This is a genomic window from Pseudomonas palmensis (assembly GCF_017848315.1).
GTDB classification, from domain to species: domain Bacteria; phylum Pseudomonadota; class Gammaproteobacteria; order Pseudomonadales; family Pseudomonadaceae; genus Aquipseudomonas; species Aquipseudomonas palmensis.
In genome coordinates, this window is sequence record NZ_JAFKEC010000030.1 from 1 (window position 1) to 24,029 (window position 24,029).

At 56.8% G+C, this 24,029-nt stretch carries 19 protein-coding genes and 2 pseudogenes; 12 read left to right on the forward strand and 9 right to left on the reverse strand.

The window, feature by feature from the left end; genetic code table 11:
- Together JZZ72_RS16355 and JZZ72_RS16360 are read right to left on the reverse strand one after the other, a co-directional pair.
- A partial coding sequence (locus JZZ72_RS16355) for an exodeoxyribonuclease VII large subunit (RefSeq protein ID WP_210014706.1) occupies nt 1-412 on the reverse strand: 412 nt, incomplete at its 3' end.
- Between the two features lie 113 nt (nt 413-525).
- The gene (locus tag JZZ72_RS16360; protein WP_210014707.1) at nt 526-1,407 is read right to left on the reverse strand and encodes a LysR family transcriptional regulator; all 882 of its coding nucleotides are present in this window, start codon (nt 1,405-1,407) and stop codon (nt 526-528) included.
- 112 nt (nt 1,408-1,519) lie between these two features.
- Between JZZ72_RS16360 and JZZ72_RS16365 the strand changes: the two genes are divergently transcribed.
- The 5 genes and pseudogenes from JZZ72_RS16365 (at nt 1,520) to JZZ72_RS16385 (ending at nt 7,582) form a co-directional block, all read left to right on the forward strand.
- Nucleotides 1,520-2,302, forward strand: coding sequence for a sulfite exporter TauE/SafE family protein (locus JZZ72_RS16365; RefSeq protein ID WP_370408961.1), 783 nt, complete (start codon nt 1,520-1,522; stop codon nt 2,300-2,302).
- Nucleotides 2,303-2,319: 17 nt separating this feature from the next.
- On the forward strand, nt 2,320-2,877 hold the full coding sequence (locus JZZ72_RS16370; protein ID WP_054915068.1) for a hypothetical protein: 558 nt from the start codon (nt 2,320-2,322) through the stop codon (nt 2,875-2,877).
- A gap of 84 nt (nt 2,878-2,961) precedes the next feature.
- Nucleotides 2,962-4,431, forward strand: a complete 1,470-nt coding sequence (gene guaB, locus JZZ72_RS16375) for an IMP dehydrogenase (RefSeq protein ID WP_043860652.1) — start codon at nt 2,962-2,964, stop codon at nt 4,429-4,431.
- A gap of 79 nt (nt 4,432-4,510) precedes the next feature.
- A complete protein-coding gene (guaA, locus tag JZZ72_RS16380) occupies nt 4,511-6,088 on the forward strand; it encodes a glutamine-hydrolyzing GMP synthase (RefSeq protein WP_210014708.1) in 1,578 nt (525 codons plus the stop codon).
- 307 nt (nt 6,089-6,395) lie between these two features.
- A pseudogene (locus tag JZZ72_RS16385) lies at nt 6,396-7,582 on the forward strand (tyrosine-type recombinase/integrase).
- 134 nt (nt 7,583-7,716) lie between these two features.
- Here the strand turns inward: JZZ72_RS16385 and JZZ72_RS16390 are convergent.
- Together JZZ72_RS16390 and JZZ72_RS16395 are read right to left on the reverse strand one after the other, a co-directional pair.
- Nucleotides 7,717-9,102 (reverse strand): hypothetical protein, encoded by a 1,386-nt coding sequence (locus JZZ72_RS16390; protein WP_210014709.1) that lies wholly within the window; start codon nt 9,100-9,102, stop codon nt 7,717-7,719.
- Nucleotides 9,103-9,439: 337 nt separating this feature from the next.
- Entirely contained in the window at nt 9,440-10,381 is a 942-nt protein-coding gene (locus tag JZZ72_RS16395) for a LuxR family transcriptional regulator (protein WP_213085936.1), read from the reverse strand.
- Nucleotides 10,382-10,472: 91 nt separating this feature from the next.
- Between JZZ72_RS16395 and JZZ72_RS16400 the strand changes: the two genes are divergently transcribed.
- Together JZZ72_RS16400 and JZZ72_RS16405 are read left to right on the forward strand one after the other, a co-directional pair.
- Complete coding sequence (locus JZZ72_RS16400) at nt 10,473-10,691, forward strand: helix-turn-helix transcriptional regulator (RefSeq protein ID WP_082367901.1); 219 nt, start codon at nt 10,473-10,475, stop codon at nt 10,689-10,691.
- 126 nt (nt 10,692-10,817) lie between these two features.
- Entirely contained in the window at nt 10,818-12,173 is a 1,356-nt protein-coding gene (locus tag JZZ72_RS16405; RefSeq protein ID WP_210014710.1) for a replication protein, read from the forward strand.
- Nucleotides 12,174-12,396: 223 nt separating this feature from the next.
- Here the strand turns inward: JZZ72_RS16405 and JZZ72_RS16410 are convergent, their stop codons facing one another.
- From JZZ72_RS16410 to trbJ, 4 genes and pseudogenes are all read right to left on the reverse strand, one after another.
- The gene (locus JZZ72_RS16410; RefSeq protein ID WP_070096437.1) at nt 12,397-12,717 is read right to left on the reverse strand and encodes a hypothetical protein; all 321 of its coding nucleotides are present in this window, start codon (nt 12,715-12,717) and stop codon (nt 12,397-12,399) included.
- 2 nt (nt 12,718-12,719) lie between these two features.
- Nucleotides 12,720-14,159 (reverse strand): annotated as a pseudogene (trbL, locus tag JZZ72_RS16415) (P-type conjugative transfer protein TrbL); the annotation flags it as partial.
- Nucleotides 14,160-14,302: 143 nt separating this feature from the next.
- On the reverse strand, nt 14,303-14,485 hold the full coding sequence (locus JZZ72_RS16420; protein WP_210014711.1) for a hypothetical protein: 183 nt from the start codon (nt 14,483-14,485) through the stop codon (nt 14,303-14,305).
- Nucleotides 14,486-14,487: 2 nt separating this feature from the next.
- A complete protein-coding gene (trbJ, locus tag JZZ72_RS16425; protein ID WP_210014712.1) occupies nt 14,488-15,327 on the reverse strand; it encodes a P-type conjugative transfer protein TrbJ in 840 nt (279 codons plus the stop codon).
- Between the two features lie 871 nt (nt 15,328-16,198).
- On the opposite strand from trbJ, the gene JZZ72_RS16435 reads away from it, so the two are divergent.
- The 4 genes from JZZ72_RS16435 to JZZ72_RS16450 all read left to right on the forward strand — a co-directional run bounded on the left by JZZ72_RS16435 (nt 16,199) and on the right by JZZ72_RS16450 (nt 22,337).
- Nucleotides 16,199-16,573, forward strand: coding sequence for a plasmid mobilization protein (locus JZZ72_RS16435; RefSeq protein WP_210014714.1), 375 nt, complete (start codon nt 16,199-16,201; stop codon nt 16,571-16,573).
- A 103-nt stretch (nt 16,574-16,676) separates the two neighbouring features.
- A complete protein-coding gene (locus JZZ72_RS16440) occupies nt 16,677-21,563 on the forward strand; it encodes a DEAD/DEAH box helicase (protein ID WP_210014715.1) in 4,887 nt (1,628 codons plus the stop codon).
- Between the two features lie 38 nt (nt 21,564-21,601).
- Entirely contained in the window at nt 21,602-21,775 is a 174-nt protein-coding gene (locus JZZ72_RS16445; RefSeq protein ID WP_210014716.1) for a hypothetical protein, read from the forward strand.
- A 208-nt stretch (nt 21,776-21,983) separates the two neighbouring features.
- The gene (locus tag JZZ72_RS16450; RefSeq protein WP_043860650.1) at nt 21,984-22,337 is read left to right on the forward strand and encodes a winged helix-turn-helix transcriptional regulator; all 354 of its coding nucleotides are present in this window, start codon (nt 21,984-21,986) and stop codon (nt 22,335-22,337) included.
- Nucleotides 22,338-22,339: 2 nt separating this feature from the next.
- Here JZZ72_RS16450 and JZZ72_RS16455 read toward each other — a convergent pair whose 3' ends face one another.
- Nucleotides 22,340-22,888 (reverse strand): NAD(P)H-dependent oxidoreductase, encoded by a 549-nt coding sequence (locus tag JZZ72_RS16455; protein ID WP_043860649.1) that lies wholly within the window; start codon nt 22,886-22,888, stop codon nt 22,340-22,342.
- 198 nt (nt 22,889-23,086) lie between these two features.
- Here JZZ72_RS16455 and JZZ72_RS16460 point away from each other — a divergent pair, with 198 nt between their 5' ends.
- Nucleotides 23,087-24,001, forward strand: a complete 915-nt coding sequence (locus tag JZZ72_RS16460; protein WP_058541552.1) for a LysR family transcriptional regulator — start codon at nt 23,087-23,089, stop codon at nt 23,999-24,001.
- Nucleotides 24,002-24,029 lie beyond the last annotated feature (28 nt).

Below are 24,029 nucleotides of genomic sequence, written 5' to 3' on the forward strand. Positions count from 1 at the left end.
TGCGTTCACTGCTGAACAGGCCCTCGTTGCCGAGCTTTTCCTTGAGCGCGTCGAAGGCCAGGCGCAGGGCGCCGTCACCGGCCGGTTCGACGGTGTCGAGGATCAGCTGATAGTCGCCGCGCCCCTCGAACAGCGAGACCTTGCCACGCACCTTGACCGCCAGGCCGTCGCGCAATGCCTGGCGCACGCGGGCGGCGTTGTTGCGAAACAGTGCACAGCGCACCTGGGCGCCGCTGTCCTTGAGGGTGAAGTAGACGTGGCCGGAGGCGGGCCGGGCGAGGTTGGAGATTTCGCCCTCGACCCAGATGTTGCTGAACACGTCCTCGAGCAGCACGCGGGCGCGGCCGTTGAGCTGGCTGACGGTAAGGACCTCGCGGTCCAGGCCGAGTCTTTCGAAAGGGTCTTTGATCATGCGGGGCATCATAAAGGGAATCGCGCGGTCTTTGCAGTCCCGGCAGGTGGCGGCGCTGCTTGCCGGCTCCTACAGGTCATGCGCGGTCTCTTGCAGGAGACGACGTTGCCGGCTCAGCCCTGCATGTGCTCCACAAACTGATGCACCAACGGCCCGGCATCGCGTCGATAGGCCAGCGCCACCGTACTCACGCACCCCGCGTCGGCCAGCGGCACGAAGCGCAGCGCCGCCGGCGCAATATCGCGCATGCACCGTGGCAGCAAGGCCACCCCGAACCCGGCCTGGATCAACTGCAACTGCGTGGTCTTGCGCGACACCACCCGCGCAGCCCGAGGGAAGAACCCTTCACGCATGCACAGCTCGGCCGACAGGTAGCTCAAGCCACCGCGCTGGCGGTGGGGGATGGAAATGAACGCCTCGTCGCGTAACTGCGCCAGGTACACCCTCGGCTCATCGGCCAGCGGGTGGTCTGCGGCCACCGCCAGCAGCAGCGGTTCGTCGAACAGCGGCTGCACGCACAGCCCTTCGTGCTGGCGCAGCACCGGCAGGCGCAGCAGGCCGAACTCCAGGCGACCTTCGGCCAGTTCCTCCAGTTGCGCCTCGGAAGATAGCTGCGCGATGTCCATCGACACGCCGGGGTTGTGCTGCAGGTAGCCCGTGAGCCGATCCAGCAGCGCGCCGGTCAGCGGCACCGTGCTCGAATGGCTCAGGCGCAGGCTGCCGCGCAGGCCCTGACCGATTTCGGTGGCCAGGCGGCAGGCCTTCTCCAGCTCGCCCAGCAGGTTGCGGGCCCGCGGCAGAAACGCCAGGCCCGCTGCGGTCAGGCGCGGCTGGCGGGCGGTGCGTTCGAACAGCGGGGTGGCCAGCTGACTCTCCAGCTCCTTTATCTGCCGGCTCAGCGCCGACTGCGCGACGAACAGGCGCTCGGCGGCAGCACTGAAACTGCCGGACTCGGCAATCTCGACGAAGTAGCGCAACTGTCGGGTAGAGATCATGAGGGATGCCTTTTCGAGATGGCTGATGGCGCAATTGCATATTAGTCGGCATGGCTGGCCAATGGCTAAAGTTCGTCTGAACGCTGCCTCACTCACGACTCAGGCATACACCATGCTCTCCACACTGCTCGACTCGCTCCCTTTCACTGCGCTCCAATGGCTGCCGATACTGCTTGGCATCGGCGTCGCCTACATCGTGTTCGGCATCGCCGGCTTCGGCACCGCGCTGGTCGCCGGGCCGGTCCTGATCAACTTCATGCCGCTGTCGCGCATCATCCCGTTGCTGGTGCTGCTGGACTTCGTCGCTGCCTTCGGCAACTGGCTGCCGGCGCGCAAGGCCGTGGTGCGCGGCGAACTGCTGCGCCTGCTGCCGTGCATGGCCATCGGCTGCACCCTGGGCGTGGTGTTCCTGCTCAACCTCAAGTCCGACCTGCTGCTGTTGCTGATGGGCCTGTTCATCAGCGCCTATGCGCTCTACAGCCTGGCGGTGAAGGTCAAGCCGGCGCGCCTGAATGCCGGCTGGTCGGTGCCGATGGGCATCACCGGCGGCCTGTTCGGTGCGCTGTTCGGCAGCGGCGGCTTCCTCTATGCCATCTACCTCAATGCCCGGCTCGACGCCAAGGAGCAGGTGCGCGCGACCCAGAGCGCGCTGATCAGTTGCAGCACCGTGGTGCGCCTGAGCCTGTTCCTGATTGCCGGGGTGTACGCCGACCTGCCGTTGCTGCTGCTTGCCCTGTGCCTGCTGCCGATGATGTTCGCCGGCCTGTGGGTGGGGCGCCGGCTGACCCTGAAGATGTCCCGAGAAACCTTCGTGCGGCTGGTCACCTGGCTGGTGCTGGCCAGCGGCATCGCGCTGATCGCGCGCTACCTGAGTGAGGTAAACTGGCACCTTTAACCTGTTCGGCCGCCTTCATGACATTCCAGAGCATCATCGTCCCCAAGATCTCCACCGTGCCGGTGCACGAGCCGCGCGCCCGCGCGATCCTGCGCTGGCTGGTACGCGAAAAGGTGATCGAGGAACAGCTCAGCACCTGCGGACGCACCGGCAACCGCATGGGCTATGCCATCGCCGAGGGTGCGCGCAAGGTGGTCGAGCGGCCGCAGTTGCTACCGTACGGCCAGCCCGTCAATGGCCTGGAAGTCATCTACAAGCGCTGCATCTATACACCTACCGAAGGCTTTCTCGAAGAAGCCGGCTGCGCCGAGTGCCGCCGGGAAGTGGGGGTGGAGCTGTTCGCCAGCCTGGAAGAGTGGATGCCCGGCATCAGCGACAACTTCACCTGCCCGCGCTGCGGCCATGAAGACGACATCAACGGCTTCCTTTACCTGCAGCCCTGTGCCTTTTCCAACCTGGGGTTCATCTTCAACAACTGGGGCGAGGCCGGTTTCAAGCCGTCTTTCATCGATGCCTTTGCCGACTGGCTCGACCAGCCGGTGGCAGTGGTGCAGGTAAAGCTGCAAGACAACTGACCGAAGGCCCATCTTTACATTGAGTCACACGGCGCGCATGAGTATAATGGCGCGCTTCCATTTTCCCGCCCGGGAGCCCCCGCGATGCTGCGTATCAGCCAAGAAGCCCTGACCTTCGACGACATTCTCCTAGTACCCGGTTACTCCGAGGTGCTACCTAACGAAGTCAGTCTCAAGACCCGTTTGACCCGTGGCATCGAGCTGAACATTCCACTGGTTTCCGCCGCCATGGATACCGTGACCGAAGCCCGTCTGGCCATTGCCATGGCCCAGGAAGGCGGCATCGGCATCATCCACAAGAACATGACCATCGAGCAGCAGGCTGCCGAAGTGCGCAAGGTCAAGAAGTTCGAGGCCGGCGTGGTCAAGGACCCGATCACCATCGAGGCCGACGCCACCGTACGCGACCTGTTCGAACTGACCCGCCTGCACAACATCTCCGGCGTGCCGGTGCTGCACAATGGCGACCTGGTCGGCATCGTCACCTCCCGTGACGTGCGCTTCGAAAACCGCCTCGACGCCACCGTGCGTGAAGTGATGACGCCCAAAGAGCGTCTGGTCACGGTCAGCGAAGGCGCCGACAAGAACGAGGCCCGCGAGCTGCTGCACAAGCACCGCATCGAGCGCGTACTGATCGTCGACGACAAGTTCGCCCTCAAGGGCATGATGACCGTCAACGACATCGAGAAAGCCAAGGCCTACCCGCTCGCCAGCAAGGACGACCAGGGTCGCCTGCGCGTCGGTGCTGCAGTGGGTACCGGCAAGGACACCGGCGACCGCGTGACCGCACTGGTTGCTGCCGGCGTCGACGTGGTGGTGGTCGACACCGCCCACGGCCACTCCAAGGGCGTTATCGACCGCGTGCGCTGGGTCAAGCAGAACTTCCCCGACGTGCAGGTGATCGGCGGCAACATCGCCACCGGCGCAGCCGCCAAGGCCCTGGCCGAAGCCGGCGCCGACGCGGTCAAGGTCGGTATCGGCCCTGGCTCGATCTGCACCACCCGTATCGTCGCTGGCGTCGGCGTGCCGCAGATCAGCGCCATCGCCAATGTGGCTGCCGCGCTGGAAGGCACCGGCGTACCGCTGATCGCCGACGGTGGCATCCGCTTCTCCGGTGACCTGTCCAAGGCCATCGTCGCCGGCGCCAGCGCCGTGATGATGGGTTCGATGTTCGCCGGTACCGAAGAGGCCCCGGGCGAGATCGAGCTGTTCCAGGGTCGTTCCTACAAGGCCTACCGCGGCATGGGTTCGCTGGGTGCGATGTCCCAGGCCCAGGGTTCCTCGGACCGCTACTTCCAGGACTCCTCGGCCGGTGCCGAGAAGCTGGTACCGGAAGGTATCGAAGGTCGCGTGCCGTACAAGGGCACCCTGACCGCGATCATCCACCAGCTGATGGGCGGCCTGCGTTCCTCGATGGGTTACACCGGCAGCGCCAACATCGAAGAAATGCGTACCAAGCCCGAGTTCGTGCGCATCACCGGTGCCGGCATGGCCGAGTCCCACGTGCATGACGTGCAGATCACCAAGGAAGCGCCAAACTACCGCGTAGGTTGATGCTCCTGGCAATACCTGTAAGCGGGGCTGTTCACGACAGCCCCGCGTCGTTTCCGATTACCACTGACGAGATTGAGTCATGGCCCTCGACATTCACGCTCACCGTATCCTGATCCTCGACTTCGGTTCCCAGTACACCCAGCTGATCGCCCGCCGCGTGCGCGAAATCGGCGTGTACTGCGAACTGCACCCGTTCGACATGGACGACGAGGCGATTCGCGAATTCGCCCCCCGCGGGATCATCCTCGCCGGCGGCCCCGAGTCGGTGCACGAAGCCGACAGCCCGCGCGCGCCACAGGCCGTATGGGACCTGGGCGTACCGGTATTCGGTATCTGCTACGGCATGCAGACCATGGCCGAGCAACTGGGCGGCAAGGTTGAAGGTTCCGAGCTGCGCGAGTTCGGCTACGCCCGTGTCGATGTGGTCGGCAAGAGCCGCCTGCTCGACGGCATCGAAGACCACGTCGACGCTGACGGCGTATTCGGCCTGGACGTGTGGATGAGCCACGGTGACAAGGTCACCCGCATCCCGGAAGACTTCCACATCCTGGCCAGCACCCCAAGCTGCCCGATCGCCGGCATGTTCAACGATGATCGCGGCTACTACGGCGTGCAGTTCCACCCGGAAGTGACCCACACCAAGCAGGGCGGTCGCATCCTGTCGCGCTTCATCCTCGACATCTGCGGCTGCGAAGCACTGTGGACCCCGTCGAAGATCGCCGAAGACGCAATCGCCCAGGTGCGCGCCCAGGTCGGCACCGACAACGTGCTGCTGGGCCTGTCCGGCGGCGTGGACTCCTCGGTGGTTGCGGCGCTGCTGCACAAGGCCATCGGTGACCAACTGACCTGCGTGTTCGTCGACAACGGCCTGCTGCGCCTGCACGAAGGCGAGCAGGTGATGGCCATGTTCGCCGAGAACATGGGCGTCAAGGTGATCCGTGCCAACGCCGAGGACCAGTTCCTGAACAACCTGGCCGGCGAAGCGGACCCCGAGAAGAAGCGCAAGATCATTGGTCGTACCTTCATCGACGTGTTCGATGCCGAGTCGAACAAACTGCACAACATCAAGTACCTGGCCCAGGGCACCATCTACCCCGACGTGATCGAGTCGGCCGGTGCCAAGAGCGGCAAGGCCCACGTGATCAAGTCGCACCACAACGTCGGTGGCCTGCCGGAGGAAATGAACCTCAAGCTGGTCGAGCCGCTGCGCGAACTGTTCAAGGACGAAGTCCGTCGTCTGGGCCTGGAGCTGGGCCTGCCGTACGACATGGTCTACCGTCACCCGTTCCCGGGCCCGGGCCTGGGTGTGCGCATCCTGGGTGAAGTGAAGAAGGAATACGCCGACCTGCTGCGTCGTGCCGACCACATCTTCATCGAAGAGCTGCGCAAGGCCGGCTGGTACCACAAGGTCAGCCAGGCCTTCGTGGTATTCCAGCCGGTGAAATCGGTGGGCGTGGTCGGTGACGGCCGTCGTTACGCCTGGGTGGTGGCGCTGCGTGCGGTCGAGACCATCGACTTCATGACCGCGCGTTGGGCGCACCTGCCATACGAACTGCTGGAAACCGTCAGCGGCCGCATCATCAACGAGATCGAAGGCATCTCGCGCGTCACCTACGACGTATCGAGCAAGCCGCCTGCGACGATCGAGTGGGAATGATCCTGCTTCCGGCATAGCCCGGCATGATCTAGCAAAAAATGCCCTGAAGCCCGCGTAATTGCGGGCTTTTGGCTTTTTGGGTCTGGCAAGTTCAGGCAGCGTTTTGCATCGCCAAGCATGGTTTTTTTATGGCATGGTATGGGGTACCAACTGCATCCGATGCCATGCATGACGCTTGATACCATGTCCCTTGTTTCAGGATGAGCATGGTATCGGGATAGCCAAGAGGCCCGGTTTTACTGGGGTTAAGCCCCATTCTTCCGCGCTTTTCAGAGCATGGTATTTTTTCATGGAATAAATGGAAGCCATGCTTACTGATACCAAGCTTCGAAATCTCAAGCCGCAAGACAAGCTCTACAAGGTGATTGACCGCGATGGCTTGTACGTGGCGGTTACACCGGCCGGCTCAATCTCCTTCCGCTACAACTACTCAATCAATGGTCGGCAGGAGACCGTCACCTTCGGTCGTTATGGCTTAGGTGGGATCACCCTGGCAGAGGCGCGCGAGCGGCTAGGGGAGGCGAAGAAGATGATTGCCGCAGGCAAGTCGCCTGCTAAGGAGAAGGCGCGTGCGAAGGCCCGCACCAAGGGTGCTGAGACCTTTGATGATTGGGCTGAAAAATGGCTGCGCGGCTATCAGATGGCGGACTCGACACGAGATATGCGCCGTTCAGTCTACGAGCGCGAATTGAAACCGAAGTTTGGCAATCAGAAGCTGGCTGAAATCACTCATGAGGACCTGCGAGCGCTGACTGACGCGATAGTAGAGCGACCGCCGTCCATTCACGTGAGATCGTGCTGCAGGTCTTTCGTTGGGCCATTGAGCGTGGTCAAAAGGTTGAAAACCCCGCAGATCTGGTAAGGTCTGCTAGCATTGCTAAATTCGAGCCACGCGACCGGGCGTTGACGCCTGATGAAATCGCGCTGATGTACCAGTACATGGACAGGATCGGTACCGCGACTTCGGTTCGTGCTGCAGCCAAGCTCCTGCTGCTGACGATGGTGCGCAAGAGTGAGCTGACCAACGCGACGTGGAGTGAGATCAATTTCAGCGAGGCGCTATGGACGATCCCCAAAGAGCGGATGAAGCGCCGAAACCCTCATTTGGTGTTCCTGTCCCGGCAGGCACTGGATTTCTTCATCGCGTTGAAGACCCTGGCTGGGGGTTCTGAGTACGTTCTGCCGTCACGCTATGACTCTGATTTGCCAATGAGTGCGGCTACGATCAACCAGGTACTGACGCTGACTTATCGTCTTGCTCAAAAGGAGGGGGTGCCGTTAGGAAAATTCGGCCCCCACGACCTCCGCCGCACGGCTAGCACGCTGTTGCATGAGGCGGGCTACAACTCCGACTGGATCGAGAAGTGCCTCGCGCACGAGCAGAAAGGTGTGCGCGCCGTCTACAACAAGGCCGAGTACCGGGATCAGCGTCGTGCAATGTTGCAGGATTGGGCTGATATGATTGATGAGTGGACGCTTAAGAAACTTGCATAGTTATCACTTATCTCTACTAGTCGCTGGGTGGGAAATATCCTCAATTTGACCAGCAGTTTTCATCGAGGCTGACTGGTCGTTTGCATTCGACATGATAAGTCATCTGTGTTCTCTTTAGCGGTCGCGCTAATGGCTTATGGGTGATCTTCGTAAAAAAGGCTTTTGACGCCGTGACTGTAAAAACAAGTCGGTTTGTTTATACCCTCTTGCTCACGGAATGTGCTACTCCACGGGGCGTGAGCACATGTTTTAGAGTCAGTAACTTGTGACTGCGCTTGGCATGCGCCTATGAAAGGGCACTTAACGCTAGGTATATCACTAGTTCTCCTTGTAGTGCCATCTGACTTAAGATGAAGCTGCACGTAGTGAAATGCCGATTGAAGAATAGAAAGAGCCACTTCATCCACAGCATTGACGATGGCAGGATCTCCAATTAGACTGATCTCCGCCTTATTGTTTTGCTTCTCTTGGCATATCCATTGGGGAACCAAACTTGCGATTTTTCTAAAGAACGTCTCGTGTGAAGTAATGTGCATAAAGCCCAGCTCCATAAGTGGAGAGGTGCATCTTTTTTCGAAAGAGATCGAAACAAAATCAAGATATTTTTCAACTCCACCTTGAAGGGAGGAAGATCCGCTAAAATTACGAATCATATTGGGCATGACTTGATTTTTTAGATCGCTCTTAAAACCTTCGAGGCCCTGCTTGAGCGTAAGTATGTAGTTGCAGAAGCCCTCAGAAGTAGTAGTTTTAAATGACTTAAGCATTCTGCATGCGCGAAGCAATCCCTTGCCAGGGGCTATTTCTAATAGCGCGCAAACTCCTAATATTAAACGTTCGTATAAACTGGTTTTTCTACCAACAAGATAGTCAATCAGATGCTGAAATAACAGGTAAGGGTAAGGTGGGGTGTGTTCATCTAGGTCATCCCATGCGCCAATTTTTCGCCTAATTTCTCGATCAATTTCATAGGCAATTCCTTCTGTAATTAAATTAATTCCTATTTCCAAAGTGAATTCATATGAGCTGCCGTAGTATGAGATTAACTCAACATCTATGCGCGTCATGCTGAATGTGTCAAACTCATAATCAAAAAGTCTCAAAGGCACCTCTTGAGTATTTGGTGCGCTAAATTTCCATAGCTTTATTTTTGATTCAGAAGATGGGCGTTCTCCGATTACTCTCCCTTGCAATAGGCTGTAGACTTTAAGAATGGATTCCGTGTTTTCAGATAGATGATTTTTTGGTTCGTAAATTCCATGCTTATTCGTGCCTCTCATGAATTCAAAAAATAAATTAAATCCATTGAATAAAAATACGACACCAGAAGGTGTTGATATGTTGTGCAAGTAATGAATGTATTCATGAACATGAACCGGGAGTGCTGCGTCCCATGGTTGCCTGTTTGAAGGGAGTAAATCGGCAGATTCTACTGTGCGAGTGAAGAGTGAGTTGGGATTGAATCCTCCTAGTTTTTGGTGGCTAAATTGCTCCAGTTGCAGAAAATCTGAATATTTCATATATGCTACCTATGCTCCTATGAGTGGAATTTCAAGATCTCGTCGCAGGTGCGGAATGGATTGGTATCTACGACGGAGTTAGGCAAAAGACCTCGAACGAAATATTGTGCATGTTGAATGAGGATAGAAACCACTTTTCAGAACTAGTAAAGCTATTTGGCATGCTAAGTTTAACCGCTACTCATTAAGGCAGCAGAGTGTCGGTTGCTGCCGCCGGGGATGCCTGCTTTTCCGCCTCCATTCGCCATGCAAAACCCAGTCAGATTGAATGCAAGTCAATGGGTTCGTCGAGTGCACACGTGTGGTCACGTAGATACAATGATTTAGCTTAATGCACTCACGCTTTCGGCAGTCTAAAACAATCAGGAATTGAACGAATAGCTTTGGATACTGCTTGGCGCTCGATCTCCAGTCTGCGAGCAATTTCTGATTGGTTGAAGCCGAGTTTTTGCAGTACGAGGATTTGCTTTCTTCGGTCTGTCAGCTTTACGTCCACCATTAGTCGAGCGAGATTTCTTAGCTCCGCTTCGTCCGCTAGGTGTAGGGTTTGGCTAAGCATGTATCGAAAGATATACGCGTCGACGAACTCGTCACCTGACTTTGCCTTAGGCTCTGCTCGTATCGCGCATTGTCTGCTCAATCTGGCCAGCTCTAGGTCGAACTGTGCTACAGATCTCATTGCTTGCCTGTATGCCGGGTTCCAGCGTCCATCTGGTGTCTTTGGGCGGTGGGTGGTGCAGTACAGGTTGCTCAGGCGTAGGTGTTCATCAAGGTCACGCTGACCTTCACCTTCTGCGAACAATGCTAGCTCTGCTCGCGCGCCGCAGAATCTACAAAACCCCTTCAAGCGTTGACCGTTCAAACCGTCCATATCCTTGGTATACGGCTGCTTGCGCTTACATGCCAGCACCAGTTCTATCAATGTCTCAAGCGTCGCAATGAAGCAGCGATCATCCCCCGACTGCTTGTCGTGAGTCAGAACAAAAGCTCGTAGCAGCTGACGCTGTAGGCGGACCATAGCGGCAATGCCAACAAGCTGGATAATCGCGCTGAACGCTACATTCGTTCCTGCCCCGGGTATATGGCCCTGATAACGCGATGAAAGCGTTTCGGCGTATGACGCCACGGCAGGGTCGATAAGCTCTTCGACCAGACGAACGATCGGATAGCGTTTAGATGCTGTGGAGTAGGGCTCCCAGCGATCAAGGAATCGGTGAAGGGCCTCTGCGACGGAGGCATCACACCCCTCCCAAATAGCTATGGTTGTTTGTTTTTTCATGTCAACCATTCTAGCCAATCATTCTGTCGAAGCAAAGGGCACCTAGAGGCACGATCAGGCACACATTCGCTGTGACTGATAGGGCCTAGCTATGCATTCATCGAGCAAAAAACTAATCGACAAAAAGACACTCCTGGCGATGATCCCGCTGTGTGAGCGCACGATCTATAACTTTGAAATGAAGGGGAAATTTCCACGTCGAATTGCGGTGAGTAGCCGCAAGGTCGTGTGGGATTTAGCCGAGGTAGAGGAGTGGATTGATACATGCAGGGAGTCCGGCCCCGCTCCTAGGCCAGGAATGGCAGTCTGAGCGGTGGGGTTCAGGCCTGAGACAAGGTCGACATCGCGTCCTTACTCAGACACTGCAAACGGCCTTGTAGAGCTGAATAGCGCAAGTTTACAGCTTGCGCTTTTCAGTTCTCAGGACGAAGCGCAGATGTATCACGATATGACGAGAGCCGGTTTTTTTTCGTTGCTCGTCGACTCCCAAGGTGAAAAGCGCCAGTCTTCTCATCGTTTGGCTGATATGCCAAAAGTGCTCAGTTTGTTGGACAAAAAACGTGACACTTGGATGTCCCAGGCAGAGTTCATCCGACCCAATCGGCGCGTCGTTAATCTTCTGCGGCTTGGCCTGCTGTTCGCCGACCTCGACACCTACCGCGTGCCCGCGCTGGCTGGGCGAGCGCCTGACCAACTGGCCGCGTCCGTCCTATACTTCTGCGCCGAAGAGGGCTTGCCGCCGCCGTCCGTGCTGATCTACAGCGGTCGGGGCATACAGGCCAAGTGGTTGCTGGAGGGCACCATTCCACGACAGGCCCTACCCCGCTGGAACGCCTGCCAACGCTACCTTGTGGATCGCCTCGCGCACGTCGGGGCCGACCCAATGGCCAAGGACGCCAGCCGCGTGCTGCGCACCGTGGAGACGGTCAATAGCAAGAGCGGGGAAGTCTGTCGCGTGGTTCATGTCCAGAGCGGCGCAGACGGCGAACCGATCCGCTACAACTTCGAGTATCTGGCCGAGACGCTGCTACCGACGGCACGCTGGACAATCGAGCAGCAGCGGCAGGAACAGGCCGAGCAGCGCGAGCGGCGCGCCACGAAAAAGCCTTTCCTTCTGGTGCCCGGCGGCAAGGCCGACAATCTGCGCGGGTTCTCCGGCAGACAGCTCGCATGGGATCGCCTCGAAGACCTGCGCAAGCTCGCTGAGCTGCGCGGCGGCGTCAGCGAAGGCAGCCGGATGCAGCACTTGTTTTGGCGGCTGAATTTCCTGCTGCTGTCAGGGGCGACCAACAGCAAGCAGATGTACCACGAGGCGGCCGCGCTGGCCCGCGAGCTTGACCCGCAATGGAATAGCCGCTCGAAAGAGCTTATGACGCTGTTCAGCAGGGCCAAAGCCTATGAGGCCGGGGAAAAGATTAGCTTTGGTGGTAAGGACTACGCGCCGCTCTACACGCCACGAAACGACACGCTTATCAACTTGTTCGGGATCACCACCGACGAACAGCGTCAGCTTAAAACCATCGTCAGCCAGGCCGAGGCCGCGGAACGGCACAGGAAGCGCGAGGAACGCCGCAGACGCGCTTCCGGTGCGGTAGACCGGGAAGCCTACCTTGAAGCTGCGAACTCCAAGCAGGCGAAGGCACAGTCCCTCAGGCGCGAGGGCTTGAGCGTGCGGGCCATCGCTAAGCAAATGGCTGTATCAGTCATGGCGGTTTCTAGATACATAAACGCACCGGCGAGTCAGTGTACCAAGTCCGTGCGTATTACTAATGGCGAAGCCCCCGCGCATTAGACGGTGTCCTGTCCGAGCTGATGCTCAGGGTGTTCAAAGTCCGTGCGTATTACTAATGGCAGAGTCTTCCGCACTTTTGATCAAGGCTGTCTGGGGGCGTCGTTCTGATGGAGTACCGGTAGGGGGCTTTCCTAAAGGGTGAGCTGAGACAAGTCCGTGCGTACTACTTAGATTTGGTGTCTCCGGAAAACAAACCCCCGCACTCTGGCGGGGGATTGTAGGGTCAGCGGTTGCCGGGAGAGTCGAGCCTTTGGGCTTCCTGCGCCGCTCGGATCGCCATCAGAATTTGCTGGGCTTGAGCTGCATTGCTCTTGCTACCAAGCAGTGGGAGGCGATTCAGGTGTTGCACTCCGGAAAACATATGAAAGGAAGCCGAAAGGGCCAGCGGGCTAACTCGAAGCTGCAACGCGGTACATTGTCGATCCAGTCTATCGAGCAATGGCCCGTAGCCTTTGCTTCGTAGCCAGCGGCCGAACGCCCACATGGCAATGGCCAAGGTGGAGGCGAGTACGACGAATACAGCGAACATCAGAATGCTATTCATGGTTATTTCTCTGGCTGGTCATTGCTTGAGGTTATGCTCGAAACGTCGGTGCGACCAGGATTCGAGCTGGTGTTCGTATCTGGTCGAATGACATTGGATTCCATACCTGGGGCTTCCGCAGCCGGCGCTGCGGATTTGAGCGAACTGGAGTCACCGTGAGCTGGCTGTGGAAGACCGGAGCCAAGCGACGCTGAGTGTGCATTCTCCATGCCCGGGACTGTCATCGAGGCGATTACGCCAAGCGCTTTTGCACCACCATTGACCGCATGGGACAGTGCGTTGCCGGAACTAACAGCTCCCCTTTTCGGTGTTGCTTTCTGATCATTGTCATCGCCGCTCTGCGTGGCCTTCCCGGCCTGCTTAGCGGCCTGCTGGGTGCCGCTGCTGGGGGGAGCCGATTGGGTAGCTGCGCCACCGCCAGTTTTCACGCCTGCGGAGCTGGCCGTCTTGGCAACTGCACCGCCGCCAGTGTTGGCCCCGACGCCAATTGGGGTACCGCCACCTACAGACGGAGCGGCACCACCGGCGGAGCTTGCACCGGCAAAGCTGGAGTTGATCGCCCCTGCGAGACCACCCCCGGCACCCGCTGCACCGGCACCGGCTGCACCACTGCTGCCAGCAGCGCCGAGAGCACCGGCAGCAGCAGGAGCGGCCGCCCCAGCCGTGGCGATAGTGGCGATTGCCGCCGCTGCACCGGCAGCACCGGCGGCCGCCATACCACCGATGGCTGATCCGCCACCCATCGACGAGCCGCTAATCATGCCGCCGATCAGGTCGGGAATAGTCTTTGTCAGATAGCAGCACACCAAGGCCAGACCGACCATCGTCATCAACGACGCTTCGTCATTGGTGTAGGCGGCCAACCACTGCTTGGCCGACTGAACGATCAGGCCGACGATCAGCGTTAAGACGAACAGCTTGGCTCCGATTGCGACGGTGAAACGCATTGGGGCGATTGCAAAATCACGCGTCCATTGTGACCCGCCAAAGCCAAAGAACAACACCGAAGCATTGATGATGACGTAAGACTCTACGAGCGTTACGAACATGAATGCAGCGATGAAGGCGAAACACGCCAATACAAGGATTGCGCATACTGCGATCAGAAGTCCTTTGGCCGGAGAAAACACTGATATGCCCTTCACCATGGTGCGGCCAAAATCCAGCGCAACCGCCAGCATATCGCCGGGTTCTAACGCGCGCCCGAGGCCGCTAGCAGATGCCGCCGCATTGCGGAAACTATCGACAATGGCAGATGACCACTCCACCGAGTATTTCATTACAGCAAGAAAGAAGCCGACCACCAGGACGAAGCGCAGCAGCTCGCCGACAATCTCGCCGAAGTCGGCTTGCTTCATTACCAGAGGCATGAACGTCCAGATGAACTGAATCGAGGCCAACAGCCAGAATAATCTGATCGCGTAGTCATACAGCTTTCCTGACCACTGGTGCGACTGCTACAAAACGAGGTCGAGTAGGCCCTGGACCGAAGTGTCGGCATGGGAAAGGTCGGTCGCGGCCATAGCATCTCCGCTCACGAATACACTCGCCAAGACGAGGAAGAACAGTAGGCGACGATCCATAGCTAGTACCCCTTAACGCCGCCGCGAGTGTTCGGGCGTGCTTCAAACGAGGCATCAGCGTCGCGCTGTTGCTGCTCCGCCACCGATGTACATTCGCTGTTGCGTTGAACCGCCACGGTGACCATAGAACCGATTAGTGCAGAGCCGGAGCAGATCAACGCGATGAGCCATTTCGAAATAGTCATTCTCAGTACCCCTTTACGCCGCCGCGTGTATTTTTGCGCGCTTCAAACTGCTGTTCGGTAGCTTCGCTGGCTGCTGTACGGTCACCCTGTTGAGCCAGATAGTTGCCCTGCATGTTGATTTGCGTAGCCACCAGATCGCGCAACTTTTGCAACTGCTGTACGTTCTGCGAGGCTATTTCGTTGCCCGCCTGAAGTGCTTGCATCCGGCCCATAGCCGACTGTGAACGGGTCATCATGTGGTCAAGCTGCTCGCCCTCAGACTCAAAGGTGCTGGTATTGAGGTTCGCCGCTTCTAGCGCAGCTTTCACGTTATCGCGGCCTTGCTCAGACCACGTCTGATAACGATCTTGTGTCGGTGACTCAGCCGAGTTGGCAGCTTGATTCAGGTACGAATTGAAGCCGGGGAAAGCCGTGTTGAACTGCGAATCCATGTTCTGGATTTGGCGGCCCAACGCCTGCGAGCGGTCGTAGACGTTCATCACGTTTTTAAGATCAGCAGCGATACTGCCGAACATCGAATCAGGCAAGCCCGTGCCCTGCGTGATCATGCTTTGATACTGCTGCATCTGGGTTTGCAGTTGCTCGGCGGTGTTCAGAGCCGTGTTAACCGCCTCAGCATACTCAAAAATTTGCTGATAGAACGTTGAGCAGTTCGAGCAGTAGATTGCATAGGCCGGGGCCGGGGCGATGTATACGGCCATCGCTATAAAAGCGGCTCCGACTATTTTGGTGCTATAGGCCGCTTGGCGTAGGAGTTTTTGGAGCGGAGAAGCGGGTGTTTCGTTCGAGATGTATTCTGACAGCGTTTTGTCTTTGAATCGGGCTGCGAATATATTACGCATATGATTGACCTCGATCAGTCACTATTATTCGTGCCTGATCGTGCCCCGATATGCCAGTTGCATCGATAGAATGATTGGCTAGTTAGGTTGACATGGACGATATCGACTGTGATGAATGTCGCTGTGGTTCGCCCTAAAAATAATTAAACGCCAGACTGACCGTGATTTTCGGTCAGTCGGCACTGATCGTGTCCCAGGTAGGCACAGAAACTCATAAATTTTAGATGAGATCGTCACGATTGTTTCCGCTGCTTGGGTCATGCTGAAACCCAGGCTGACGTTTCGACATGGTGCTCGGTTGCGTTGGGTGGGTAGATTGCCTTTGCTCAAGCAACGGTGTCGTTGGGGGGTGTGTTCCGTCCGTAGCCCTTGCTCGCTGGGCTCCGCGTTTGGTCGGTGTGCGGATGTATTTACCAACGTATCGGGCGAACTGACTGTAGCTGAGGCTCGTCTTATGTCCACCATGATTCTCGTATACGACCGTCACCGGCCAACCGGCCTGAATCAGGACTCGGAATTCCTCAAGACGCGCTAGAAATGCTACCCGACCCGCGCCGCTAAGTCCCTCTTTCGGTGTGTTCTTCATCGCAAGCTCCGCCTAAGCATGATTACGCAAGTATGCGCATAAAGTTGCATCTATGCCATGCTCAACCTAGCGTACATATGCGTAAGTATGCTCAGTGGTATTATTTCAGAGCTGTTCGCAGAGATGCGCAAATGTTTGCGCTTCACTGGACGGCAAGATGTGTGTTTGTAGCTACACGGCTTCGCCGTTCCTCTACGAACACCGCCACCTTACTCACCTGCGGTTCGACGGCATCTTGCTCTGCGAGGCCATCAATCGCTGCCGCGATCCAGGAAAGGAGGAGCCATGCCAAAACAAAGCGACACCAAAAAGGAAGGATTGAACCGCGACCGTACGCTTCGGTTTCGCGTGACTGCTGTTGAGGAAGCAGAAATAGAAAGCCGCGCCCGCAACGCTGGGCTTTCCCTATCTGCTTTACTGCGGGCGGGAGCTCTCCACCATCCGATCCGTTCGGTCGTCGATCTCAAGGCGGTGGCTGATCTAGGCAGGATCAATGGCGACTTGGGACGGGTCGCTGGCTTGTTGAAGCTCTGGCTTGCGGAGAAAAACGGTCTGGGGGCAAGCGCAGTCGAGGTCGAGCAGATGATGATCGAGTTTCGTGAGTTGCAAGCGGCCATTCGAGAAAAAATGAGCGCTGTCGTTTTTCCTCGAAAATCGTAAGGGTTCAGGGCCGAAATCTCTGGATTGTGCAATCCAATTCAGTACAGGCAGTTGCTAGAATGGCGCTTTTTTATTCTGTCAGCCGCTTTGAAAGGAATTGCATATGTCGGCCCTTGCCGCGCTTCTGGATTTTTATCGTTCTACCTCAGTCACCGAGCGCGAGAAGGGCACCTACTTTGAGGAGCTGATCTGCGTCTACCTTCGCAACGAAGCGACCTACCGTGATCTGTATGATCAGGTGTGGACGTACGCCGATTGGGCCAAAGAGCAGGGCTTGAGCGGTAAGGATGCAGGTATTGATCTGGTAGCGCGCACTCGGGGCACAGGCGAGTACCACGCCATCCAATGCAAGCTGTACGCCGAAGACTACAAAGTCCAGAAGAAGGACATCGACAGTTTCTTCACCGCTTCGGGTAAAGCTCCTTTCTCGCACCGAATCATCGTTACGACCACCAACAACTGGAGCGAGCACGCTGAGGATGCTTTGCAGGGCCAACATCTTTCGATCAACAAGATCGATCTGCAAGCCTTGGAAGACAGCCAGATTGACTGGGCCAAGTACCAGTCCAGCAAAGCGGTTGCGCTCAAATCCAAGAAGCAGCTGCGTGAACACCAGCAGACGGCATTAAATGCTGTCGCCGCAGGCCTCAAGGATGCTGAGCGCGGCAAGCTGATCATGGCTTGCGGCACTGGCAAAACCTTTACCAGCCTGAAGATTGCTGAGCATCTGGCTGGTAAGGGCAAGCGTGTCCTGTTTTTGGTGCCTAGCTTGTCCCTCCTGTCGCAGACCCTCACAGAGTGGACGCAGGAAACTGAAATACCGCTGCACAGCTTCGCTGTCTGTTCCGACAGTGACGTAGGCAAGAAGCGCAAGGCCGAGGATGACGCGGTTCAGGTATTCACCCACGAGCTGCGATACCCGGCCACAACCAAAGCGGACCGTCTGGCAGCAGAAATGCTCAAGCGTCATGACGCTGAGCACATGAGCGTGGTGTTCTCCACCTATCACTCAATCGATGTGATCAGCCGTGCCCAGCATGAGCATGGCTTGGCTGACTTTGACCTTGTGATCTGCGACGAAGCTCACCGTACTACAGGCGCGACCTTTGGCGATGACGACGAAAGCAACTTCGTGCGTGTCCACGATGGTGCCGACATACGCGCAGCGAAGCGCTTGTATATGACAGCCACGCCACGCATCTACGGCGACGGTGCCAAGGTCAAGGCAGAGTCAGGTGAGGTCACGCTTTGCTCTATGGATGACGAAGCCCTGTATGGCAAGGAGTTGTTCGTCATCAACTTCTCCGAGGCTGTCCAGCGTGGCCTGCTCACTGATTACAAGGTGCTGGTACTCACTGTGGAGGAGAGCACCATTAGCCGCCGCCTTCAGGACATGCTGAAGGATGAAAACAACCAGCTCAAAGTAGATGACGCAGCGAAAATCGTTGGCTGCTGGAAGGCTTTGGCTAAACAAGGACTGCACGAACAGCTCATCGGTGATGATGAGCCAATGAAACGTGCTGTCGCGTTCTGCCAGGTCATTTCGCCCAATTACAAGGGCACCAAGCACAAGGTCAGCTCCGTCAACATTGCCGACATGTTCCAGTCGGTCGTGGAGGCGTATCAGGAATCCGAGGAAATCGATGAGGCTGCACGACTGACCTGCGAGGCCGAGCACGTTGATGGCGGTATGAATGCCAGCCAGAAGGAAGCCAAGCTGAAGTGGCTTAAGGCTGAGGCTCCGGCCAATACTTGTCGCATTCTTAGCAACGTGCGTTGCTTGTCTGAGGGCGTGGATGTGCCAGCATTGGATGCTGTGCTGTTCCTCACTCCGCGTAACTCCCAAGTTGATGTGGTTCAGTCCGTTGGCCGTGTGATGCGTAACGCACCGGGCAAGAAGCGTGGCTATGTCGTGTTGCCGGTGGTTATCCCGGCTGGGATGGAGCCTCACGAAGCTCTCAACGACAATCAGACCTACAAGGTGGTCTGGCAGGTGCTCCAGGCGTTGCGTTCGCACGACGACAGTTTCGATGCCATGGTTAACAAGCTCGACCTGATTGGCTCAGACCCGCGTAAGATGGAAGTTATCGCCATCACCGACAAAGCCGAGAAGAAGTCCAAGAAAACCACTGGTACTAGCAATGGCAAGGCCGGTAAAGGCCAATACGGCATTGGCGAAAAGCGCGCTAAATACGATGTCGAAGGTCAGATAACTCAACAGGCTGAGCTGACCTACGAGGTCGGTGAAATTGAGAAGGCCATCTACGCCAAGATCGTCGAGAAGTGTGGCAACCGCCACCACTGGGAAGACTGGGCCAACGACATTGCTAAGATTGCCCGCACCCATATCGACCGCATTCAGGGCATTCTGGAAAACCCAGAATATACCAACGAGAAAGCTACTTTCGCAGCCTTCGCAGCAGAGCTGCGTGATGACCTCAACGACAGCATAACTGATGGTGAGATCGTTGAGATGCTTGCCCAGCATCTTGTAACCAAGCCGGTGTTCGATGCGCTGTTCGATGAGTACAGCTTTGCAAGCCACAACCCCATGTCAAAGGCCATGCAGGGGGTTCTTGACGCGCTCCATGAGCATCACCTTGCCAAAGAAGCTGATACCTTGGAAAAGTTCTACGCCAGCGTGCGGCAGCGCGCAGCGGGTATCGACAATGCTCAGGGCAAGCAGAAGATCATTGTCGAACTATACGAAAAGTTTTTTGCCAATGCTTTTCCCAAAATGCGAGACAAATTGGGCATCGTTTACACCCCTGTTCAGGTGGTGGACTTCATCCTGCATAGCGTGAACTATCTGTTGAATAAAGAATTCGGTCAGACTTTAGGTAGCAAGGGCGTTCACATCATAGATCCCTTCACCGGCACAGGCACATTCATAACGCGCCTCATCCAGTCGGGCTTGATCACGCCGGACGAGCTACCGCATAAATATCGACATGAAATACATGCCAATGAACTCGTACTACTTGCATACTACATCGCTGCGATCAACATCGAAGCTGCTTATCACGGCGAAGTGAGTGATGGTTATACCCCGTTTGAAGGTATCTGTTTGACTGACACCTTCCAGATGTATGAAAAGGATGATCTGGTAGATGCCTTGCTGGAGGACAACAGTGCACGTCGTAAGCGTCAAAAAGATTTGGATATTCGGGTAATAGTAGGGAATCCTCCGTATTCTGTCGGGCAGAAAAGCGAGAATGACAATAACGATAACGTTGAATACCCGTCCCTTGATGCCCGTATCCGCTGCACCTACGCGGATCGTTCTAACGCAACTCTGACCAAAGGTTTGTATGACAGCTACATTCGCGCCATTCGCTGGGCCAGTGATCGTATTGGAAATGCGGGCATAGTTGGTTACGTGACCAATGGGGGATTTTTAGAGAAGTCTGCAATGGATGGTGTGCGCAAATGTCTGACCGAGGAGTTTTCCTGCATTCATGTTTTTAATTTGCGTGGTGATATACGAAAAAACATGTTGAGCAAAGGGAGGGCCAAAGAGGGTGGCAATATTTTCGGTAGTGGGAGTATGGCCGGTATAGCTATTTCTATTCTGATTAAGAATCCAGATGCTGCAGTCCACGGCCAGATCTATTATCACGATATTGGTGACGACCTCAGTAAAGAAGAAAAGCTCGAGAGGATTGCCAGCTACGTTAGCGTTTCAGGCATAGCTGACTGGCAGCCTATTTCTCCTGATGGACATGGCGACTGGCTCAAACAACGAGATAACAGCTTTAGTCAGTTCATTGTTTTAGGTGACAAAAGAGGCGAAGGGCCAAAGCTATTCGATAATTACTCGCAAGGCATCTTGACCGCTCGGGATGCTTGGGCATACAACGCCAGCGTTTCTAAGTTGGAAAATAACGTCACCCGTATGATCAACTTCTACAACTCGGAGTTGAAACGCTTTAATGCTGCCCATCCTACTCTGGATAAAAAGGGGCGTGAAGCGATTGTGGATGGATTTATTGATACAAACCCACAGCGAATTAGTTGGACGCACAATGTCAAACAGGAATTGGCTAAGGACCGTGCTTTTGAGTTCGAGGCGACGTCCCTGACGCCCTCACTCTACCGCCCGTTCACTAAGCAGTGGATTTATTACAGCCGAACTCTCAATGAGCGTGTGTACCAAATGCCACGTATCTTTCCTCAGTCCGGAGTTGAAAACGTTGTAATTTGTGTGTCCGGGATTGGAGCGCGTACAGGATTTTCTGCATTTGTAGCGAATTTACCTCCCAACTTTGACAGTCTTGAGAAGGGTCAATGTTTCCCCCTCTATATCTACGATGAAGCAGCAAGAGATTCAAAAGATGATCTCTTTGTTGAACCTGCGAAAGTTGGTATTCGGCGTCGAGACGGTATTACCGACATAGGATTGGCTCACTTTCAAGCAGCGTATCCTAGCGAGCAGATCAGCAAGCAAGACTTGTTCTACTATGTCTACGGTATCCTGCATTCCCCGGACTACCGTGAGCGCTATGCCGATAATCTTAGCAAGGAGCTGCCGCGCATTCCGACAGTTAAGAACGCTGTCGACTTCTGGACCTTCAGTCATGCAGGTCGCTCCTTGGTCGATCTCCACCTTAACTACGAAACCATCGAGCCTTATCCGTTGCTTATTGATGCCAAGGGGGCGCTGACCAATGCGGATTACCGTGTGGAGAAGATGAAATTAGCCAAAAAGGGTGACAAAACTACGGTCATCTATAACCACCGCATTACCCTAAAAGGCATCCCCGAGGCTGCTTGGGATTACTTAGTCAATGGCCGGGCTGCATTAGACTGGGTGATGGAGCGTCAGGCAGTACGTCCCGACAAGAGTAGTGGCATTGTCAATGACGCGAACGACTGGGCTACCGAAACTATGAGTAACCCCAAGTATCCGCTGGAGTTGTTCCAACGGGTCGTGACAGTCAGTCTGAAGACTATTAGCATCGTGAACGGTTTACCTACGTTAGATATCTGATCAGGATCGGTCGTGATGCTGATACCATGAGGTAAGTGATGAAAGATCGTAGCCACGATGAAGCAATGGCAGAGCTTTTCCAGGCAGATCCGCCGTACGCGGCGGCGCTAATGGTTGAGGTCGAACGTGATGGGGACGCTCATGAGTTGGCGATCCTGGAGCGGCAGCTATCGGCCGCCTTTGCCGCGAGCGGCACTGACCCCGCTTCCTGACCGGGTTTTGGCTTGGCATGGCATTTTTTATGGTCTTTTTATTTTTGGCTGCCTATAAATGCTTATTTATTTGGGCTTGGGTGGTCAATTGATAATAGAGTGGGAATGATCGGGCGTCCGGCATTCGCCGGAACCCGCTAGCGACCTACAGCCGAAAGCCCGCGTAACTGCGGGCTTTTTGCTACGCGCCTTTTGTCAGGAGAAGTACATGGTCAACCGCGTGTTCAACTTTCCCATCGACGCTACCATCGAGGCCATCGGCGGGCGCTGGAAGTGCTCCATCCTGTGCCACCTGATGGAAGGCCCCAAGCGCACAGGCGAGCTGCTGCGCCTGATGCGCCCCTTGTCGTCGAAGGTGCTCACCGAGCAACTCAAGGAGTTGCAGGGCGATCTGCTGGTCGAGCGCGAAGCCTTCCCTGGCAAGGTGCCCAAGGTGCTGTATCGGGTGACCGAGCACGGCCGCACCTTGCAGCCGATCATCGATGCGATGTGCCAGTGGGGTGCCCTGCATTCAGGTAATGCGCTCGCCACCGAGACACCGCCGGCGCCCGCCGAAGGCTGAACTCAGGCTGCCTGGGCAAATTGGCGCAGGTAATCCAGGTAACCTTCGGCGTTGGCCTCCAGCTCCGCCGGGTCGATGGCGTACTCGGCACCATAGAACACCCACGGGCGTACCGGCAGTGCTTCGATGTAGCGGAGGGTGACTTCCAGCGGGCGCAGCAGTTCGTCCAGGCTGTAGCTGTAACGCCCGCCGGCCCTGTAATCGTCTTGCCTGATGCCGGCAGAAATCGCCATGCCAACACGTTTGCCCGCCAGCTGGCGCTGCCCTTCGCCGTGGCCGTAGGCAAAGTCGTGGGTGAGCACTTCGTCCTGCCATTGCTTGAGCAGCGGCGGGGTGCTGAACCAGTAGAACGGGAACTGCCACACGATGCTGTCATGGGCGCGAACCAGTGCCTGCTCGGCTTCCACGTCCAGCGCGCCGCCCTGGGGATACACCTCGTACAGGCGGTGCAGGGTGACGTTCATGTCGCTGGCTTCAAGGGCTTTCAACCAGGCCTGGTTGACGACGGATTTTTCCAGGTTGGGGTGGGCGAGAATGATCAGGGTGCGCATGGCTCGGTACTCCAGTGATTGAGGCGGGCAATCTAGGGCGGGCGCCAGATCCCCACAAGTACGCACCTTTTTGTAACCACCCGGGGCCGCCCACGAGGTTTCACGTTGAACCACAGGCGCGGCGGTTTTCACCAAGCCATCGATAAAAAAGATATACACTCGCCCACATCTATAAAAACAACGTACCGGGTAATGCCCATGATGACTCTGCGTCAGATCCGCCACTTCATTGCCGTGGCCGAGACCGGTTCGATCTCGGCTGCGGCCCAGGCGGTGTACATCTCCCAGTCCACCCTGACCCTGGCCATCCAGCAGCTGGAACAGGAAATCGGCGTGAGCCTGTTCAATCGCCACGCCAAGGGCATGCACCTGACCCACCAGGGCCATCAGTTCCTGCGCCAGGCGCACCTGATCCTGGCCACGGTGGACAACGCCAAGCGCAGCCTGCAGCAGAGCACCGACCAGGTCGCCGGCCAGCTGGTGGTGGGGGTGACCAGCCTGGTGGCGGGTTACTACCTGGCCGACCTGCTCACGCGCTTCCAGCGTGCCTACCCCAACGTCGAAATCCGCGTGATGGAAGACGAGCGACCGTACATCGAGCACCTGCTGGTCAGCGGCGAAATCGATGTGGGCGTGCTGATACTCTCCAACCTCGAAGACCGTCACGCCTTGCAATCGGAGGTGCTGACCCACTCGCCCTACCGGCTGTGGCTACCGGCCCAGCACCCGTTGCTCGAACACGACAGCATCAACCTGGGCGACGTGGCCCGGGAGTCGCTGATCCAGCTGAACGTCGACGAGATGGACCACACCGCCCAGCGCCAGTGGGCGCAGGCCGGGCTGCAGCCGCGCATCACCCTGCGCACGGCCTCCACCGAGGCGGTGCGTAGCCTGGTGGCAGCGGGCCTGGGGGTGTCGATACAGCCTGACATGACCTACCGCCCGTGGTCGCTGGAAGGCGACATCATCGAGGCCCGCCCGATTGCCGACCTGACCCAGACCCTCGACGTGGGCCTGGCCTGGCGCCGCGGCACGGCGCGCCCGGCGCTGGTCGACCCGTTTCTGACGGTCGCCCGCGAGCAGCCCCACGGCGGGCGCAAGTCATCCCTTTAGCCGCATGGCCACACCACAAGAAGGAACC

Coding starts and splice junctions, on each gene's coding strand:
- JZZ72_RS16400 (WP_082367901.1), top strand. CDS start 10,473: ATGCATTCATCGAGCAAAAAACTAATCGACAAAAAGACACTCCTGGCG.
- JZZ72_RS16360 (WP_210014707.1), bottom strand. CDS start 1,407: ATGATCTCTACCCGACAGTTGCGCTACTTCGTCGAGATTGCCGAGTCC.
- JZZ72_RS16440 (WP_210014715.1), top strand. CDS start 16,677: ATGTCGGCCCTTGCCGCGCTTCTGGATTTTTATCGTTCTACCTCAGTC.
- JZZ72_RS16390 (WP_210014709.1), bottom strand. CDS start 9,102: ATGAAATATTCAGATTTTCTGCAACTGGAGCAATTTAGCCACCAAAAA.
- JZZ72_RS16405 (WP_210014710.1), top strand. CDS start 10,818: ATGTATCACGATATGACGAGAGCCGGTTTTTTTTCGTTGCTCGTCGAC.
- JZZ72_RS16435 (WP_210014714.1), top strand. CDS start 16,199: ATGCCAAAACAAAGCGACACCAAAAAGGAAGGATTGAACCGCGACCGT.
- JZZ72_RS16410 (WP_070096437.1), bottom strand. CDS start 12,717: ATGAATAGCATTCTGATGTTCGCTGTATTCGTCGTACTCGCCTCCACC.
- JZZ72_RS16420 (WP_210014711.1), bottom strand. CDS start 14,485: ATGACTATTTCGAAATGGCTCATCGCGTTGATCTGCTCCGGCTCTGCA.
- JZZ72_RS16450 (WP_043860650.1), top strand. CDS start 21,984: ATGGTCAACCGCGTGTTCAACTTTCCCATCGACGCTACCATCGAGGCC.
- trbJ (WP_210014712.1), bottom strand. CDS start 15,327: ATGCGTAATATATTCGCAGCCCGATTCAAAGACAAAACGCTGTCAGAA.
- JZZ72_RS16445 (WP_210014716.1), top strand. CDS start 21,602: ATGAAAGATCGTAGCCACGATGAAGCAATGGCAGAGCTTTTCCAGGCA.
- JZZ72_RS16365 (WP_370408961.1), top strand. CDS start 1,520: ATGCTCTCCACACTGCTCGACTCGCTCCCTTTCACTGCGCTCCAATGG.
- guaA (WP_210014708.1), top strand. CDS start 4,511: ATGGCCCTCGACATTCACGCTCACCGTATCCTGATCCTCGACTTCGGT.
- JZZ72_RS16460 (WP_058541552.1), top strand. CDS start 23,087: ATGATGACTCTGCGTCAGATCCGCCACTTCATTGCCGTGGCCGAGACC.
- guaB (WP_043860652.1), top strand. CDS start 2,962: ATGCTGCGTATCAGCCAAGAAGCCCTGACCTTCGACGACATTCTCCTA.
- JZZ72_RS16455 (WP_043860649.1), bottom strand. CDS start 22,888: ATGCGCACCCTGATCATTCTCGCCCACCCCAACCTGGAAAAATCCGTC.
- JZZ72_RS16395 (WP_213085936.1), bottom strand. CDS start 10,381: ATGAAAAAACAAACAACCATAGCTATTTGGGAGGGGTGTGATGCCTCC.
- JZZ72_RS16370 (WP_054915068.1), top strand. CDS start 2,320: ATGACATTCCAGAGCATCATCGTCCCCAAGATCTCCACCGTGCCGGTG.